Source organism: Bartonella sp. CE47NXGY (assembly GCF_042195415.1).
In the GTDB taxonomy this organism is placed as follows: Bacteria; Pseudomonadota; Alphaproteobacteria; order Rhizobiales; family Rhizobiaceae; genus Bartonella.
The window spans coordinates 62,362-79,889 of the sequence record NZ_JBHIOI010000004.1; the positions used below are offsets into that span (position 1 = coordinate 62,362).

Below are 17,528 nucleotides of genomic sequence, written 5' to 3' on the forward strand. Positions count from 1 at the left end.
TTTGCCTTATTTCATTTTGCTAAATAAACGAAAAGCATTACGCGTTGTTATTTGAGCTGTTTCTTCAATGCTTAAGCCAATTGTTTCAGCCAAAACAGCTGCTGTATAACATACAAAAGATGGTTCATTTGTTTTGCCCCGATGGGGACTAGGTGCTAAAAATGGAGCATCTGTTTCCACTAACAAATGCTCATGGGGCACAATTTTTGCTATTTCACGGATTTCAAGTGCGTTTTTAAAAGTAAGAATACCCGAAAAAGAAATATAACCACCAAGTTCAATTCCAGCACGAGCAAGTTGCATTCCAGACGAATAACAATGAAGGATAAAGGGAAAAGCTCCTTCTTTTATCTGTTCACGTAATATTTTCTCCATATCGATATCGGCATTGCGTGAATGTATAACAAGAGGAATCTGTGTTTCTCGAGAAGCAATGATATGTTCTTGAAAAACTTTCTTTTGCTCTTCTGGTGTAGAGTAATCATAATGATAATCAAGGCCCCCTTCCCCAAACGCAACAATTTTAGGATGATTCGAGAGCTGTATAAGCTCTTCCGCTGTAATATTTTGTTCTTCATGCGCGTGATTGGGGTGTGTTCCAACGGAACAAAAGACTTGATCATAGCTTTGCGCAATGGCTAACAGTTTATCTAACTTATGAACATGGGTTGAAATTGTTATCATACGTTTAACGTCAGCATCTAAAGCCCGTTGGATAACATTATCCAAATCTTGTGAAAAGTCTTCAAAATCAAGATGACAATGTGTATCAATCAACATGATGAGTGTCTTCTTTCTTCAAGATATAACGAGGAAAAATTGGTTCTGGTGGTGGAAGATCAAGCCCTTCTTGAATTTTTGAATGACTTATATGATACAATAACCGATCATCTTCAGCAACCGCAAGGCTATCAAGAAGTTTCGTTGCTGATTGGGGTATGAAAGGCAAAAGCATAATTCCTATTCTCCGCAAGATTTCTACAGTTATATAAAGAACTGTAGAAAATCGTTCTCGATCGTTTTTACGTAAACTCCAAGGTTGTTCGTTGGCAAAATAGCGATTGGCATCTGCTACAATTGAAAAAATAGCTGAAAGTGCTAAATGCATACTATAAGAAGACATAGCTTGGTGTACAGTTTCAAGTACTTGAAGAGATTGTTCTAAAAGCTGTTTATCTTGAGCTAAAAATAAAGCTGGTTTCGGGACTTGTGCATTACAATTTTTGGCAATCATAGACAAACAGCGCTGTGCTAAATTACCAAGATCGTTAGCAAGATCAGCATTAATACGGTTCACAAGGCTTTCATGACTATAACTACCATCTTGTCCGAATGGCACTTCACGGAGAAGGAAATAACGGACCTGATCAAGACCATAATGATCAACCATTTCAAAAGGATCAACGACATTTCCAATAGATTTTGACATTTTTGCACCACGATTAAGTAAAAAACCATGTGCAAAAATATTTTTAGGCAATTCAATTCCAGCAGACATTAAAAATGCCGGCCAATAGACTGCATGAAAACGAATAATATCCTTACCAATAATATGCGTATTTGCAGGCCAAAAATCACGTTTTTTTGAATTTTCATTGAAAAAACCTATTGCTGATAGATAATTTGTAAGCGCATCAACCCAGACATACATCACGTGCTTTGGATTCTCAGGAACAGCAATTCCCCAGTTAAAACTTGTGCGTGAAATAGAGATATCTTTTAATCCCGATTTGATAAAACTTATAATTTCATTACGCCGCTCAAGTGGCAAAATAAAATCAGGATATTTTTCATAATATTCAAGAAGAGCCTTTTCATAACCAGAAAGTCTAAAAAAATAACTTTCTTCTTCATTCCATTCAACTGGAGAGCCTAATTCCTTCTCGCGACGGATGTTGTCTGCTCCAACTTCTGTATCTTTCTCTTCATAATACGCTTCTTGGCGAACCGAATACCACCCCGTATAACGACCGAGATAAATATCGCCATTTGCTTCCATCTTTTTCCAAATTTCTTGACAAGCTTGATAATGGCGTTCTTCTGTCGTACGGATAAAATCATCATTAGAACAATTTAATACTGCAAGCATTTTTTGAAACACCGCACTATTACGATCTGCAAGTTGCTGAGGTGTCATGCCTAATGCAGCTGCGGTTTGTTGCATCTTGAGACCATGCTCATCTGTACCAGAAAGAAAAAATACATTTTTTCCGTTTAACCGTTGAAAGCGGGCTAAAACATCGCTTGTAATGGCACTATAAGCATGTCCAATATGTGGAGCAGCATTAGGATAAAAAATGGGAGTTGTTATGTAATATGTGTCACGCATGTCATACTCGTTGTAAAACGCTATAAATAGAAGATATAATGACATAACGCTTGTTCATCGCATTGTCACGGAAAAACTAATTCTCATGAATGATCTTATGAACTTTAAAAAGTAAGTTAATAACAAACTGCTTTTTATCGAGATTAAACAGTTGTATTTCCTCTATTTCTTGATGAATCTCCTGCCATTTTTCCGCATATTTTTTTGAGAGAAATAAGTCTCCCTTTTCAACGAGCATGATAGCTTTTTTTTGAATTTTATTAAGAATTTCATCACAAAATTGTTGAAATTGGAATGTAGAAGAAGCAGATGAAAATGTTTGTGCAAGAGTATGTACAATCGTTGCATTACAAACAGGTTTCTCTAGGAGAGCATCAATTGTTTTAATAACTTCAAGACCGCCATGGCAAATAAGTAAAGCGGCTTTTCGAGGACTTCCTTTAGATTTTTTAATAATCATTTCAATTGTTTTTTCATCAGGTAAATCCTGATCGGCGAAAATATGTATAATAACTTTTTTCATTTCATCGTTATTCAACGGACGAAAAGAAATTTTTTGACACCGTGAATGGATTGTTGGAAGCAATTTTCCTGAAGAATGTGCGATAATAACAAATAACGTTTTTGTAGGTGGTTCTTCAAGTATTTTGAGAATTGCATTTGCTGCATTTCTATTCATATCATCTGCAGAATCAATAATAACAATACGCCATCCATTATCTTGCGATGTTCGACTTAAAAAATGCATAATATCACGGATATCATCAACGAGTATTCCTGTTTTAAACTTTTGTGTTTTCACATCAAATCGACGTGAAATATACAAAAGACCAGGGTGACTTCCTTGTGTAATTTGGCGCCATGGGGTAGAATAAGGATCGGGTTTCAAGAAAGAACTCTGTTGAAAACTTAAAATGTTCCAAGCAAGATGAAAGGCTAATGTAGCCTTTCCAATCCCGTATTCTCCTTCAAATAATAATGCATGATGCAAACGCTCTTCTTTAAGCATTTGTGTCAAAAAATGACGCACATCCTCATGACCAAAGATAACATTGTTCTGGGATGGTGATAAAATTGTATCAATATCATCATATTGGTGTAAGGTATTTAAATTACTCATGAAAGCTGATCCAACAATACCTGATGACAAATATTTTTTATTTGATGAGCAATAGCTTCCACTGAGCCAGTGGCATCAATGACTCGAAATCTATGGGGTTCTTGTTTGGCCAATTGAAGAAAAGCCTGACGTCTTTGTTCTTGAATTTCCAACTGATCTTTTTCAAAATAATCAATTTCTTCTGTTTTTTTTCTTCGTAAATTTGCACGCTTCATACCACACATTGCTGGCATATCTAATAAAAATGTTAAATGAGGCAAAATACCATTGAGCGCAATACACTCTAAAACAGAAAGAAGAGAAGAACTGACTCTATTATTGAGTCCTTGATAAACGCGTGTAGAATCAATAAAGCGGTCACATAAAACGATTTTACCTTTTTGCAAAGAAGGTGCAATAACTTCATGAAAATGGTCAGCGCGTGCAGCTGTAAACAAAACAGCTTCAATCAACGGTCCATACTGTTGCGTCTGCCCCGACAACAAAATATGCCGGATTGCTTCTGCTCCTGGCGTTCCTCCTGGTTCTCGTGTTGTAACAACATCATAACCTTGGTGAGAGAGAGACTCAGCAAGTAAAGAAATCTGCACCGTTTTTCCTACCCCCTCCCCTCCTTCGAATGTAATAAAATAACCTGACACGTATGACCTTAACCTTATTAGCGCGTAACTACAAATATTTCCGTAACCATCCAATTGTTATTTCATAGAATGCATTTTTTACTTTTGCAAAGAAACTTCCTTCCTGAATATTCATTCCGGCAAAAACTGGTTTTTCCAGAAGAATCTTTTTATCTTCTAAAATTTGAATAACACCAACTGATTGCCCAGAAACGATGGGGGCTTTCAATGGACCATGATATTTAATTTTTGCTTTAACATTTACTTTTTTTTCATTCGAAAGCATAAAACTTATTGGTGTTTTAACAATGAGTGGAACAAAATTTTTCTTACCACCGTAAACAGAAGCACGACCAACCGTTTCTTTTTTTGTGAAAATTGTTTTGAGATCAAATGCCGTCATCCCCCATTGAAGAATGCGTTCTATTTCTTTTGTATATTTTTTACCATCTTGCAAACCATTGATTGCTAAAAAAAGACGTCGATGATTTTTAGAAATGGTGGCAACCATTGAAAAACCTTCTTTTTCACTGTAGCCAAAACCAAATCCTTCTACACCAATTTCCTTAGAAATAAGAGGGTTTTTATTACGTTGAAAAATATTATTCCATGTAAAATGAGGCTCACAATAAAGTGCATAATAATCCGGATATTCCTGAACAATATGACGTGCTAATATAATCATATCACGCACAGTTACAAATTGTCCCTCTTCGGGTAGCCCTGTAGCATTAACAAAATGACTCTGAGATAATCCGATTATTTTTGCGCGCTGATTCATCAGTTTTACAAAATGATCTTCATGTCCTGATATTCCTTCAGCAAGAATAATAGCAGCATCATTTCCATTCACAATAATTAAACCACGTAAAAGATCAGAAACACTGATTTCTGTCTTTATCTTTGCAAACATAGTGGTTGTACCGGAAGGTGCTCCACCTTTGCGCCAAGCATTTTCACTGACCTTGAATTTCTGCGTACTTTTTAATAATCCTTTTTTTAATTGATGAAATACAACTTCTGCTGTCATCAATTTTACTAATGAAGCAGGAAAAAAAGGAATATCACTTTGTTTTTCATAAAGTATTGTCTCTGTATCATCATCGAGTAATAACAGTTGTGATGCGGGAGTTTGAAAATCTTGTGCTCTCCCCCACGTATCAAATGCCAATACTCCCCATAATATCAATAAGATCCTTAATGCTGTATACATAGCTGCTCCTCCCATCCCAAAGATCAACATAAAGAATCTTATATAGGAAAAAACTTTTTGATTTCTGAAAATTGAGGAATTATTTACAACTCATAAAAAGATTTTATTTTCATTTAGCTTTAGAAAAAATAATATGACACGTTTTTTATCTTCCATGTAGGTTCAATTTAACATTTTAAATGTATGAGAGACAAAAGATTTTTTCCTATTTTTATTGATAGTATTTTGATTTGTTATGATAAATTATCATTTTAAAATTGAAGCTAACTCAAAATACTGTAAGATTCTCTCATCCCCTCTTCTCATATTGAATTCATTAAAAATCGCTTACTTACGGGTCATAAGTAGGGTTCGTATATGGATAAAAATTATTAAAAAAGAGAGTAAAAATACTTCTTATAAACCTCTCAAGTGTTAAGAATTATCGCACAAAACATTGGGGGCTTGCAAAGTGTATGATGGTGTCGATTTATATCTTCATAAGAGTAAAGATGCTGATGTCTAAAGGCGTTAACAGTTATACCATTCACAGGCGCTGTCGCAAAATAGGCTTGTAGCGTGTTAAAGTATGTCTCTTTTAAATAAGTCCATGAATTGGCAATGTAAGTGTATTTTGTTTGAGACGCTCTGTTTTTCGTGAGGGAACTTACTCCATTAAAGAACATGATAAACAAAAGCATGAGATAATGCATAATCTTTTCATAAGATATTACCGTAGATACTTTAGAAAGATGCAAGGCCGAATCAAAAGAAAATATTTTTTTACTTGTTAAGCTTTTTATTCCTCTCAAATCGAGAGTACAAGTTGTTTTAGAGATTACACAAACAGACTGACACAATAATTTACCTTCGTCTAGCAAAAGCTATTACAGCAAGAAAAGTACACGCTTTATTAAGCAAGCAATATCATAAAACGACGAATAGACCAGCAATGGAGTGGAAAGGCCGTACTGAATTTATAATAATAGAATCCAACCACGCTTTTTGAAAAGGACAAAGCGCTTTAAGATAAAAATCCTACACTAAATCCGTAATTTCTTACCTTTTTTACTAGAAAATTATATAGATAAAAAATCAATGCATTTTTTCTTAAAACAGTTGTAGCCAATTAACCTTTGTTTTTTTGTTTAGCTTATTTATAGAAGCAACTTGATCGAATGGTATCGGCTTATCAACCATGATAGGACCAATTTCTGGCAATTTAACTGCAACAGTTTTATTACGTTGTTCTTGTTCAACAGCAGCTGCTTTAGCTAATTCTTTTTTGTTCCTTGTATTGCGCTGCTCTTTTAACAAAACAGTTTCTCTTTTTTTCGCAACATTTTCCGACGCTAATGAATATGGGGCAGCATTTCCAGGAGTATAAGAGGACATTAAATATGCAGCATCATAATAGCCAACAGGTGCTTCAGCAATATATTCTACTTTAACATCTGCAACCCCCCTATCTACATACCCCAATATTGCCGCAGCTTGCCTTGATAAATCAATGATTCTGTCTTTCATAAAAGGTCCGCGATCATTCACTCTAACAACGATTGAAGACCCATTTTTCAAATTAGTAACACGAGCATAGCTAGGTAAAGGCATTGTAGGATGAGCAGCAGTCAAAAGATTCATGTCATAAATTTCACCGTTGGCAGTTAAACGTCCATGAAAATCTGAACCATACCATGATGCTTCGCCAACACGTTTATAAGTTGGATCACTTTGAGGATAATACCACTTTCCTTTTATTTGATAAGGTTTACCAACAATCGCTCGTCCACGCTTTTTTTCTTCCGATTGATTCTTCTTATTAGATACTTGTTGAGGTAGTACAGAAGTGTTTACGTTAATTGGTTTATTATGATAGGAATCTTTTATTGAAAAATTCATAGTTTGGCTTGCGCAACAAGATACCAGTGACTGAGAAATGACGATCATAGAAAACAATTGAAGTGTTGGTTTAATCATAAAAGTAATTTTCTTTTTTCTATTTGAAGGCATCTATTCAGTCCACTTATTTCTGTTAAGTACTACTTGTAAAAACCACGTCACGCTTTTTGTACGCAACGGAAGAATTTACGTTTTTAAATGATTCCCCTCGCGCATATACCACTCTTGAATTGGCCCCTTCTATCAAGAAATTAACGTATTGTTAACCTTTTTATGGTTTTCATACAAAATAAATGTACTATAGTAGATGTTAAAAAGATTAAAATTTAAACAAATCAACATCTTATAGAAAATTCATTTCATAATATAAGTGTGAATAAGTGGTGATTTTAGCAACTGTTTTGCGAATCATGTAATGCAGTGGGTATTAAAAACCACCTATGGATTGAGAAAATTAGAAACCGCATGTGCTGCCAACGCAGGTACAACCCTATCCGTAAGTTTGTTGAAAATGGAGACAGCATAGCACCGCTCTATTCCAAAAACAGCTGATAGAAAATGACAGACTATAGAATCGATAAAAACTTCAAAAAGAATCAAAACAAAAAAGATTCTTAAATTTTTTATAGCCTATTGATATTACTTAAATTTGGTGAGCGCGCAGGGATTCGAACCCTGGACCTACTGATTAAAAGTCAGTTGCTCTACCAGCTGAGCTACGCGCTCTCACACAAGCTATCTAGTTTGCAGAAAGTGAAGGGAACATACGGTTGACTTTCCATTTGGTCAACACCTTTTAGAAAAAATATTATTATTTTCTTCAGTTATCAATAATTTTCCGTTTTCGCCCCTTTACTTCATCATTGTATAAGTACTCTTTAATCTTCTTTTTGAAGTTTCAATAAAGGAAAAATTTCACTGCAAAATATTGCATAGATTCGAAGCGTTAAAATTATGAGCAATACCCCCTTCCCCTCACATGGGTTGTTGAGCATAATGGGTAGAGAAGAAAAAATACCTTTTATTATAATATTATTTTTATATCTTTATATTTTAGTGTTTAATTTTCAAATATGAATACAGCTTTATAAGATAATATATTGATTTATAATAATTTATTATTTTTCACTTGAGTGAGAAGTCTCAAATACTGTAAGCTTATCTCATTTCAAATCTTTTTTATATTGAAACAATAAAAAGCATTTTCTTGACCAATATAAGTGAGAGAATAAAACTATAAAAAAGAAATGAAAATACCTTTTATGCCTCCTTTCAATAATCAAAATTTATCGTAACATTAGGGTTCATGAAAATAGTATATAGCAGTTGACACGTTAGACCTGAAAATGGAACAATGAGCAACAATGGCATTTTGAGAGTATAATTTTATTTATGCATAATGAATATATAACGAAAGCCAATTTATCCTATAGAATAAAGTAGATATGAAGCAAAATTTAGTCTCATTGAAAATATCCCGAATGACTATAAATTGTGCTCACTATTAGAGCTGTAGATAATTTTACTAAGAATAAAAAAGCAGAAATAATATGCAGTATGTAAAATGATTTTAAATACCCATAGAGAGTTCTAAATATATAGAATGCCTTCTATTTAACTTTTTTATATCAGAAATTACAAAACATGTAGATATATTTTTAGAAGAAAAGGATAATACTGGTCATAAAATTTGGTGTTATATAATTCAGTCAGAACTATAAAGTATTTTATACATTATTTAATATTAATGTAGCTATATAGCTATATAAATAATAATTTAAATATATCTATAAATAAAAATATTGCTTTATTAAACGATAAGATCAAAAACAAAGAAAATAATTTTGATTTGGCGATAAAAATTGTAAAAGTGTTATATATACATGTATTTTTACTTTACTAATTTTTATTATTTTGATTGGAATATTGAATGCTAACATGTAAACAGTATGAGCTACTCTTGTTTATTCATAACCATATAAAAGAAACTGGTGTTCCTCCTTCTTTTGAAGAAATGAAAAATGCATTAGAGCTTTCTTCAAAGTCTGGTATTCATAAGCTCATTATAGCCTTAGAACAAAGAGGTTTTATACGTCGTTTGCCCAATCGTGCTCGTGCTGTGGAGGTGATTCGACTTCCTGAGAAAATAACATTTAACCTTTCTTTAGCACGTAAAATTTCTCCCAGTATAATAGAAAGAAATAAAAGGGAAATATCAAAAAGCTTGAGTCCCTTTGATGAAGAAGAAAAAAAAAATATCACCATTCCTATTATGGGACGTATTTCTGCAAGCGTACCCGCCTCTGCTATACTGCAACAAATAAACAGCCTTTCTCTTCCACTCGATATGGTTAATACAGGTGAGCACTACGCATTAGAAGTTAAAGATGATTCTATGATGGAGGCTGGTATCTTTGATAAAGATACGATCATTGTAAAACGTCAAAATACAGCAATAACAGGTGAAATTATTGTTGCGTTTATTGATAAAAAAGAAGCCACATTAAAACGTTATCGACGCAAAGGAGCTTCTATTGCATTAGAAGCCGCAAATCCTCATTATGAAGTACGGACATACGAATCCGAGCGTATAGAAATACAAGGAAAACTTACCGGACTTATTCGCAAATATTAAAAAATAAACCTTATAGTACGCGATAGATATCGCAATAAGAAGCTGTTGAGTATTTTTTTTATTGTGCCACACGCAATTGACTTCTTCTCCACAGCCAAAGGATGCCCCCAATTCGGTTTATAAACAATCCAGATCCTTATCGAGCAGGTTTCACTTTCCCTTCCCTCCATGTTCTTCACTTAATGCAAGGCTTGACAAGTAAGTTTTAAAATATTCACCACGTACTTTGAAAAGAACTTAAATGCTTTGAAGGAAGCTGTCTTATATCATCATCCTCAATAACGGAATTTTACGATATAATAAGACAAAATTGTATGCATGCATAAAAACACATAAAATTTTGTAGAAAAAAATCAAATAACTTTGTAACAGATTGTATTGCATAGGTATAAAAATAAAGAACATTATTTTTAAATTAATAAAAGCGTAACTCAATCATTCATAGTAATTGTAGGATCATCATGGTAGCACCTCGTATTAGTTTTGTCTCCCTCGGATGCCCAAAAGCACTCGTAGATTCTGAGCGAATTATTACACGCCTTCGCTCTGAAGGGTATGAGATTTCACGTCAACATCAAGGAGCTGATGTCGTTATTGTGAATACCTGTGGTTTTCTTGACTCGGCAAGGAGAGAATCGTTAGCCAATATTGATGAAGCTCTTAAAAAAAATGGAAAAGTTATTGTAACAGGGTGTCTTGGTGCTGATCCTGATGCTATTCGCCAAACATATCCTAATGTATTGGCTATTACAAAACCGCAAGCTTATGAAAGCGTTATAGAAGCTGTTCATACAGCAATTCCTCCTGTTCATGATCCTTTTCTTGATTTAGTTCCTCCCCAAGGTATTCGTTTAACACCTCGCCATTACGCCTACTTAAAGATTTCTGAAGGATGCTCTAATCGGTGTAGTTTTTGTATCATCCCTACACTGCGTGGTGATCTCACTTCACGTCCCATCAGCGATGTTCTTCGTGAAGCTGAAAAACTCGTGCAAGCGGGTGTAAAAGAACTTTTGGTTATTTCACAGGATACGAGTGCTTATGGTGTTGATCTTAAATATCTCGAAAATTCTTGGAAAGATCGTACAATCAAAACTAAATTCTTTGATCTTTGTCGCGAACTAGGCGATATGGGTATTTGGGTACGTATGCATTACGTTTATCCTTATCCCCATGTTGATGAAGTTATCGAACTTATGGCTGCAAAAAAAATTCTTCCTTATCTGGATATACCTTTTCAGCATGCATCACCAACTGTTTTGCGTCACATGAAGCGTCCCGCACTTATGGAAAAAACAAACCGTAAAATTGAAAAATGGCGGAAAATATGTCCAGATCTTACTTTGCGATCAACATTTATCGTTGGTTTTCCTGGTGAAACGAATGAAGATTTTAATATACTTCTAGAATGGCTAGAAGAAGCAAAAATTGAACGCGCGGGGTGCTTTAAATATGAAGAAGTAAAAGGAGCTGCCGCAAATGATTTGGGATTAGAAAATATTCCTGAAGAGGTGAAAGAAAACCGCTGGCATCGTTTTATGGCAAAACAACAACAAATTTCTACACATCTTTTAAAGAAAAAAATTGGAAAAAGACTCCGAGTGCTTATCGATGAAAGTCAAGGAAAAGTTGCCAAAGGACGTAGTCAGTACGATGCTCCAGAAATAGATGGTGTTGTCCATATATCATCACGACGCCCACTGCGTGTTGGTGAATTTGTCACCGTTAAAATCGAACAATCGGATGCCTATGACCTTTATGGTATAGCAGTTTAAAAATTTAACTCCTTCCCTGTCCTCAATGATGAAGATTTCTATCAGCATTGGTTTATAAAAAAGCGATTTTTCATAACAAGAACCGATCATGTAACTCACTTCATGAGAATTTACGAGCAATCCTTACTCTGAGTGTTTGCTATACACTCCCAAAATACCAAGCAGTTATATATTCTCTTAATTTAATGCCTTAAATGACGGTGACGGCGGCGCAACAGAATAAAATAAAATCCACAAGGTACACCATTTTTAATTAACAAAAGAGCAAATCGACAATCGTACTATTTTCCTATTTTTGATATTGCGACAGTCATTGGTTAGTGAAAGGAAACTTTTTTCAAGAGTGTTTTATGCACACAAGAATTTCCTTTGTGATATGCAAACGGATATTTTTTATGGAAGCAATATAAGAGAATTTGAAACAAAACAATCTGACGATATTTAAATGAAAAAAATAAATTATCATTATAAATAAGTATCTTATCTTAAACTCTTTAAACTTATTTTTAAAATATCTAATTTTTATTAACACGTTTTAAAATCAAAGAATTTCTTATCAAGCAAATGACTTGGGCGTACATTTGTTAAAGCGCGAATCATCGTATCTTTACGTCCTGGCATTTGTCTTTCTATATTTTTCAGCATTTCTTTCATTGCATTACGTTGTAATCCATCTTGACTACCGCAAAGATTACAAGGAATAATTGGAAATTGCATTTCTTGAGAAAATTTTTCCATATCTTCCTCAGCAGCATAAACAAGAGGACGTAATACAAAAAGATCTCCTTCATCATTTTTAAGTTTTCCAGGCATGGCAGCTAATCGGCCACCGTGAAACAAATTCATAAAAAATGTTTCTAAAACATCATCACGATGATGACCTAAAACTAATGCAGAACATCCCTCTTCACGTGCAATACGATAGAGATTACCACGTCGTAATCGAGAACAAAGTGAACAATATGTCTGCGACTCTGCCAATTTATCTGTAACAATGGAATAAGTATCCTGATATTCAATACGATATGGAATTTTATAAGAACTTAAAAAGTCTGGAAGAATATGCTTAGGAAATCCTGGGTGCCCTTGATCAAGATTACAGGCTAGAATTTCAACGGATAAAAGACCTCGCCACTTTAAGTCTAAAAGAAGCGCTAATAAACCATAAGAGTCTTTTCCACCCGATAAAGCAACAAGCCATTTTTTCCCTGTAGAGAGCATAGAAAAATCATCCAAAGCTTGTCGCATATGACGTAAAAGTCGTTTGCGCAATTTATTAAATTCTACGCTTGAAGGAGCAACACGAAACATTGGATGACAATTATCTGCTTCGCTTATTAAAGGATCATCTCTCCCTTTGTTTTCTTCTATTGCCTGATATTCAACTGAAACATCATTCATAATACCATATCCTGCACAATAAACGGCTCGTTTTGCAAAGATAAAAACAAATATTAAAGCAAGCTTACATTTATGTTTTTTGAATTTATAAATTAGATACACAAAAAAGAAATGGAACTATACAAATTTATGACTATAAAACATAGCAATAAACTTAATATAGAACCATTTACAAAAAGAACTTATTAACTTCAAATATTGTAAGAATAACACAATATTTTGAAGTTATCATAATAGAAGAGAGAAACAATTTCTCTTACAGAAAAATTATCGAGAATAAAATTCAACAACCAGATTAGGTTCCATTTGCACAGCATAAGGAACATCTGCAAAAGCAGGAATACGTGTAAAGGTTGCTTTCATCTGTTTATGATCTGCTTCAATATAATCAGGGACATCACGTTCTGCCAATTGCACTGATTCTAACACTAAAACAAGTTGTTTCGATTTTTCCCGAACCTCAATAACATCACCGGGTTTACAACGATAAGATTGAATGTTTGTGCGCCGCCCATTGACATTAACATGACCGTGATTGATAAATTGGCGAGAAGCAAAAATCGTAGGTACGAATTTTGCACGATAAACAACAGCATCCAAACGTGATTCTAACAGACCGATAAGATTTTCACCAGTATCGCCCCGTCGACGGGCAGCTTCTTCATAGGTTTTATGAAATTGTTTTTCTGAAATATCTCCATAAAACCCTTTCAATTTCTGTTTAGCGCGCAACTGCACCCCATAGTCAGAAAGTTTTCCTTTACGACGCTGTCCATGCTGACCTGGACCATAATCACGACGATTGACAGGAGATTTTGGACGCCCCCAAATATTTTCTCCCATACGACGGTCAATTTTATACTTTGTTGTTTCGCGTTTACTCATCGCATTTCCTTATAAAATAAAACACGAGATCTTAAGACCCCAAGGAAACGCGCCCTCCTCTGCCTTTAAATACTAAAGACTGACAGAATACCTTAACATATCAATATGCAAAGTTATCCACGGGACACGTCAATTAATGCTATTTTCTTGAAAAAATAGCTAGATCATCATTATTGGTCTCGTAACCCAAAGTCAACTCCTTTCATGAGTTTTAAGCCAAATCCTTTAAACAAATTCTCCGTTAAAGAAGTGATATTTTTTGATGTCAACAACGCAAAATCTTGATATTTCTTTATATATTGATGGTGTATCTTTCCCGACAATGGTAATAAAGATCTGATATGTTTGGCGATCGCTTTCGCCGGATCAATCCACTCAACGGACCATAAAGCATGTTCACGAAAGAAATTAATCAAAAAAGGATAATGTGTGCAGGCTAAAACAATAACATCCGTATATTGTCCATTTTTTTCCACAAAACATGGCAAGATTTCTTTTCTTAACTCTTCTGAATCGATAGATTTTCCCCGTAAATAATCTTCAGCAAGTCCAGCCAGCTTTTTACTTCCCACAAGCTGAACATGACACTGTCCAGCAAAAGAGTTAATTAATTCATTTGTATAAGCACGTTTAACTGTTCCAGGAGTCGCTAATACGGAAATAAAACCAGATTTTGTTTGTTCCGCAGCTGATTTAATTGCAGGAACCGTTCCTACAAAAGGGACATGAGGAAAATTCTGTCGTAAATCTGCTATCATCAGTGTAGAAACAGTGTTGCAAGCAATCACACATAAAGCTGGATTGTAACGTGTTAAAAGATTTGTAAAAATCTTCAAAATACGCTCTTTCAAAATATTTTCTTTCCAATTTCCATAAGGAAATCCTGCATCATCAGCAACATAGATAAATTGCATGTCGGGGATAAGAATACGCGCTTCCCTGAACACTGTTAAACCACCAATACCGCTATCAAAAAAAAGAACAGGTCGTTCATCCATTAGTTTTCACACTTATTTTTAATTTTTTTACGATCACGCTCTTCCGGTGCTCTACTCCCCCGTGGATATTGTGGCGAAAAATGATCCAAAGAAGATATAATGCCTCGCAATAAACGAACCTCAGGTTCACTAAAGTTAGCGCGCGTAAAAACAGAGCGCAAATTTGCAAGCATTACTTCTTTACGTTCTGGTGGTCTAAAATACCCACGGATATTCAAAGCCTCTTCTAACTGAGATAAAAAACCATGGAATATTGTTTTATTTGCAGGTTCCATCTCTGCTGCACGAAATGCCGTATCGCTGACATTCTCTAAACCAGCTTTCATCCATTCGTAAGACATTAAAAGAACCGCTTGCGCAATATTAAGTGACGCAAAAGCAGGATTAACTGGAAAAGTAATAATTTCATCAACAAGGCTGATTTCATCATTTTCTAGTCCCCATCTCTCTCTTCCAAAGACAATCCCAGTCTTATGTCCGATACTTTCACGCTGACGTAATACGCTTGCTGCTTCGACAGCACTTTTTACAGTTTTAAATCCACATCTTTCACGTGCTGTTGTGGCAAAAACATAGTGTAAATCTGCAATTGAATCACGCAATGTGTTAAAAATCACAGCATTGTTAATGACATGATCAGCTTTACTCGCAGCAGCTCTAGCTTTTTCATTTGGAAACATCTCTCGAGGATTGACTAATCGAAGCTTAGAAAGCCCAAAATTTGCCATTGCCCTTGCGACCATACCAATGTTTTCAGGAAGCTGCGGTTCAACTAAAATAATAATGGGACCATTTGTTAAATTTTCACGATTCCTATTCGTTCCTGCCATCAATTTTACCTAGTTTCACTTAAACTATCTCCCTCTCCACTATTTTTTACGAAACCTTTTTCACAATACTCTAATGCTGTTTAATAATAACTTATAGATAATCTATCTTTTCATTCAAAGATAATAGTTTCTAAACCTAATAATAAATTTTAAAAGCCATTAAAGTGAACGATGGAATTTATAACAATTTATATAAGATATCGTAGCGTTTTTTACATCAATTTTATCTTTTTTAATAGGGAACAGCCCCTATAAATCATAATCTCAGTTGAATTATGAAATCATAAATCCTAAAAAAGGGATATGCACTTTATTCCCAAACTTTTTCCTGCAAAGCTTATCCGTCGTTATAAACGTTTCCTTGCGGATGTTCAACAAGATGATCAGCATGTCCTCACCGTGTCTGTACCTAATACAGGATCAATGCTTGGATTAACAGCTTTCAACACCAATATTTGGCTTTCTTATCATAACAACATCAAACGAAAATATGCCTATCAATTAGAAATTATTGAAGCCGATAATACTTTGGTTGGTATTAATACTTCTTTACCCAATAAACTTGCGTTAGAAGCAATTCAAAACGGATTACTACCAGAATTAAATGGATATAAAACAATTTTAAAAGAACAACGCTATGGGACACAATCACGAATTGACTTTCTTTTACGTGATGACATTCTTCCTGATTGTTACCTAGAAGTCAAAAATGTTCATTTTATTCGTCAGAAAGGATTAGCAGAATTTCCTGATAGCGAAACAAAACGTGGTGCACGTCACCTTGATGAGCTCATAGGAGTTGTACAACAAGGAAAACGAGCTGCTATGCTTTATATTATTCAACGAGAAGATTGCTCAGCTTTTACAATTTGTCATGATCTTGATCCACTCTATGGACGTAAGTTTGATTTAGCATTAAAATCAGGAGTAGAATGTTATGCTGTAAAGTGTCATGTAAGTGTAGAAGGCATTTTTCCGATTCAGAGAGTAAAAATAGAAAATAGAAGAAACAATGACTGAGTATATCGAATATAATAAAATCCCTTTAAAATTTAATGGAAAAATCCGCATTTTCGATGATTATGCTTTTGCTAAAATGCGTGAAGTTGGTCGTATTGCTGCAGAATGCCTTGATGCGCTTACAGATATTATTAAGCCGGGCGTTACTACGCAAGAAATAGATGATTTTGTATTTATTTTTGGAGCTAAGCGAGGAGCACTTCCTGCTGATCTAAATTATCATGGATACAGCCATTCATGCTGTACATCTATCAATCACGTTGTCTGCCATGGCATTCCCAATAAAAGACCTTTGCAAGAAGGTGATATTGTAAATGTTGATGTAACCTTTATCCTTGATGGTTGGCATGGGGATTCAAGCCGAATGTATCCTGTTGGAAAAATTAGGCGTGCCGCAGAACGCTTGCTAAAAATAACCTATGAAAGTCTTATGCAAGGAATCGCTGTCGTTAAGCCTGGAGCAACGACAGGTGATATTGGGGCAGCCATTCAACAGTATGCAGAATCTGAACGCTGTTCAATTGTGAGAGATTTTTGCGGACATGGTATCGGCCAGCTTTTTCATGATGCTCCCAATATTCTCCATTATGGAAATCCTGGAGAAGGAGTTGAATTAAAACAAGGTATGATGTTTACAATTGAGCCTATGATTAACCTTGGTAAACCACAAGTTAAGATTTTATCTGACGGTTGGACTGCTGTTACCCGTGACCGCTCTCTGACAGCACAATATGAACATACAATTGGTGTTACAAATGAAGGGTATGAAATATTTACACAATCTCCTAAAAATATTTTTTATATTCCAAATTCCCATACCTAAC

The 17,528-nt window shown here is 34.7% G+C and carries 13 protein-coding genes, 1 tRNA gene and 1 pseudogene; 4 read left to right on the plus strand and 11 right to left on the minus strand.

All coding sequences use genetic code 11. The features are described from left to right. Positions 1–6 precede the first annotated feature (6 nt). From ACFIL3_RS02830 to ACFIL3_RS02860, 7 genes are all read right to left on the minus strand, one after another. Positions 7–780 carry a TatD family hydrolase gene (locus tag ACFIL3_RS02830; RefSeq protein WP_375638403.1) on the minus strand — a complete coding sequence of 258 codons (774 nt, stop codon included), beginning with the start codon at positions 778–780 and terminating at the stop codon, positions 7–9. Then, complete coding sequence (gene metG / locus ACFIL3_RS02835) at positions 770–2,329, minus strand: methionine--tRNA ligase (protein WP_375638404.1); 1,560 nt, start codon at positions 2,327–2,329, stop codon at positions 770–772. The genes ACFIL3_RS02830 and metG overlap by 11 nt, the downstream gene beginning before the upstream one ends. A gap of 76 nt (positions 2,330–2,405) precedes the next feature. Further along, positions 2,406–3,449, minus strand: coding sequence for a DNA polymerase III subunit delta' (locus ACFIL3_RS02840; RefSeq protein ID WP_375638405.1), 1,044 nt, complete (start codon positions 3,447–3,449; stop codon positions 2,406–2,408). Further along, entirely contained in the window at positions 3,446–4,090 is a 645-nt protein-coding gene (gene tmk, locus ACFIL3_RS02845; protein WP_375613423.1) for a dTMP kinase, read from the minus strand. Before tmk ends, ACFIL3_RS02840 begins: the two co-directional genes overlap by 4 nt. Before the next feature lie 28 nt (positions 4,091–4,118). Continuing rightward, positions 4,119–5,282: a D-alanyl-D-alanine carboxypeptidase family protein gene (locus tag ACFIL3_RS02850; protein ID WP_375681822.1), complete on the minus strand. Its 1,164-nt coding sequence runs from the start codon at positions 5,280–5,282 to the stop codon at positions 4,119–4,121. 1,089 nt (positions 5,283–6,371) lie between these two features. Further along, on the minus strand, positions 6,372–7,271 hold the full coding sequence (locus ACFIL3_RS02855; RefSeq protein ID WP_375610370.1) for a septal ring lytic transglycosylase RlpA family protein: 900 nt from the start codon (positions 7,269–7,271) through the stop codon (positions 6,372–6,374). A gap of 539 nt (positions 7,272–7,810) precedes the next feature. Next, a tRNA-Lys gene (locus tag ACFIL3_RS02860) sits at positions 7,811–7,886 on the minus strand. A 1,204-nt stretch (positions 7,887–9,090) separates the two neighbouring features. On the opposite strand from ACFIL3_RS02860, the gene lexA reads away from it, so the two are divergent. Next, entirely contained in the window at positions 9,091–9,795 is a 705-nt protein-coding gene (gene lexA, locus ACFIL3_RS02865) for a transcriptional repressor LexA (protein WP_375611918.1), read from the plus strand. Between the two features lie 461 nt (positions 9,796–10,256). Then, on the plus strand, positions 10,257–11,570 hold the full coding sequence (gene rimO / locus ACFIL3_RS02870; protein ID WP_375611919.1) for a 30S ribosomal protein S12 methylthiotransferase RimO: 1,314 nt from the start codon (positions 10,257–10,259) through the stop codon (positions 11,568–11,570). Between the two features lie 525 nt (positions 11,571–12,095). Here the strand turns inward: rimO and ttcA are convergent. The 4 genes and pseudogenes from ttcA to ACFIL3_RS02890 form a co-directional block, all read right to left on the minus strand. Further along, positions 12,096–12,971 (minus strand): tRNA 2-thiocytidine(32) synthetase TtcA, encoded by an 876-nt coding sequence (gene ttcA, locus ACFIL3_RS02875; protein WP_375628128.1) that lies wholly within the window; start codon positions 12,969–12,971, stop codon positions 12,096–12,098. A gap of 267 nt (positions 12,972–13,238) precedes the next feature. Then, positions 13,239–13,856 (minus strand): 30S ribosomal protein S4, encoded by a 618-nt coding sequence (gene rpsD / locus ACFIL3_RS02880; protein ID WP_273722651.1) that lies wholly within the window; start codon positions 13,854–13,856, stop codon positions 13,239–13,241. Positions 13,857–14,026: 170 nt separating this feature from the next. Beyond that, a complete protein-coding gene (murI, locus tag ACFIL3_RS02885) occupies positions 14,027–14,854 on the minus strand; it encodes a glutamate racemase (RefSeq protein WP_375611921.1) in 828 nt (275 codons plus the stop codon). Next, a pseudogene (locus ACFIL3_RS02890) lies at positions 14,847–15,684 on the minus strand (RNA methyltransferase). Before ACFIL3_RS02890 ends, murI begins: the two are co-directional and overlap by 8 nt. 303 nt (positions 15,685–15,987) lie before the next feature. Here ACFIL3_RS02890 and sfsA point away from each other — a divergent pair. Beyond that, the gene (gene sfsA, locus ACFIL3_RS02895; RefSeq protein ID WP_375611922.1) at positions 15,988–16,704 is read left to right on the plus strand and encodes a DNA/RNA nuclease SfsA; all 717 of its coding nucleotides are present in this window, start codon (positions 15,988–15,990) and stop codon (positions 16,702–16,704) included. Continuing rightward, positions 16,697–17,527 carry a type I methionyl aminopeptidase gene (map, locus tag ACFIL3_RS02900; protein WP_375611923.1) on the plus strand — a complete coding sequence of 277 codons (831 nt, stop codon included), beginning with the start codon at positions 16,697–16,699 and terminating at the stop codon, positions 17,525–17,527. Before sfsA ends, map begins: the two co-directional genes overlap by 8 nt. The last annotated feature ends 1 nt before the right edge of the window (position 17,528 follow it).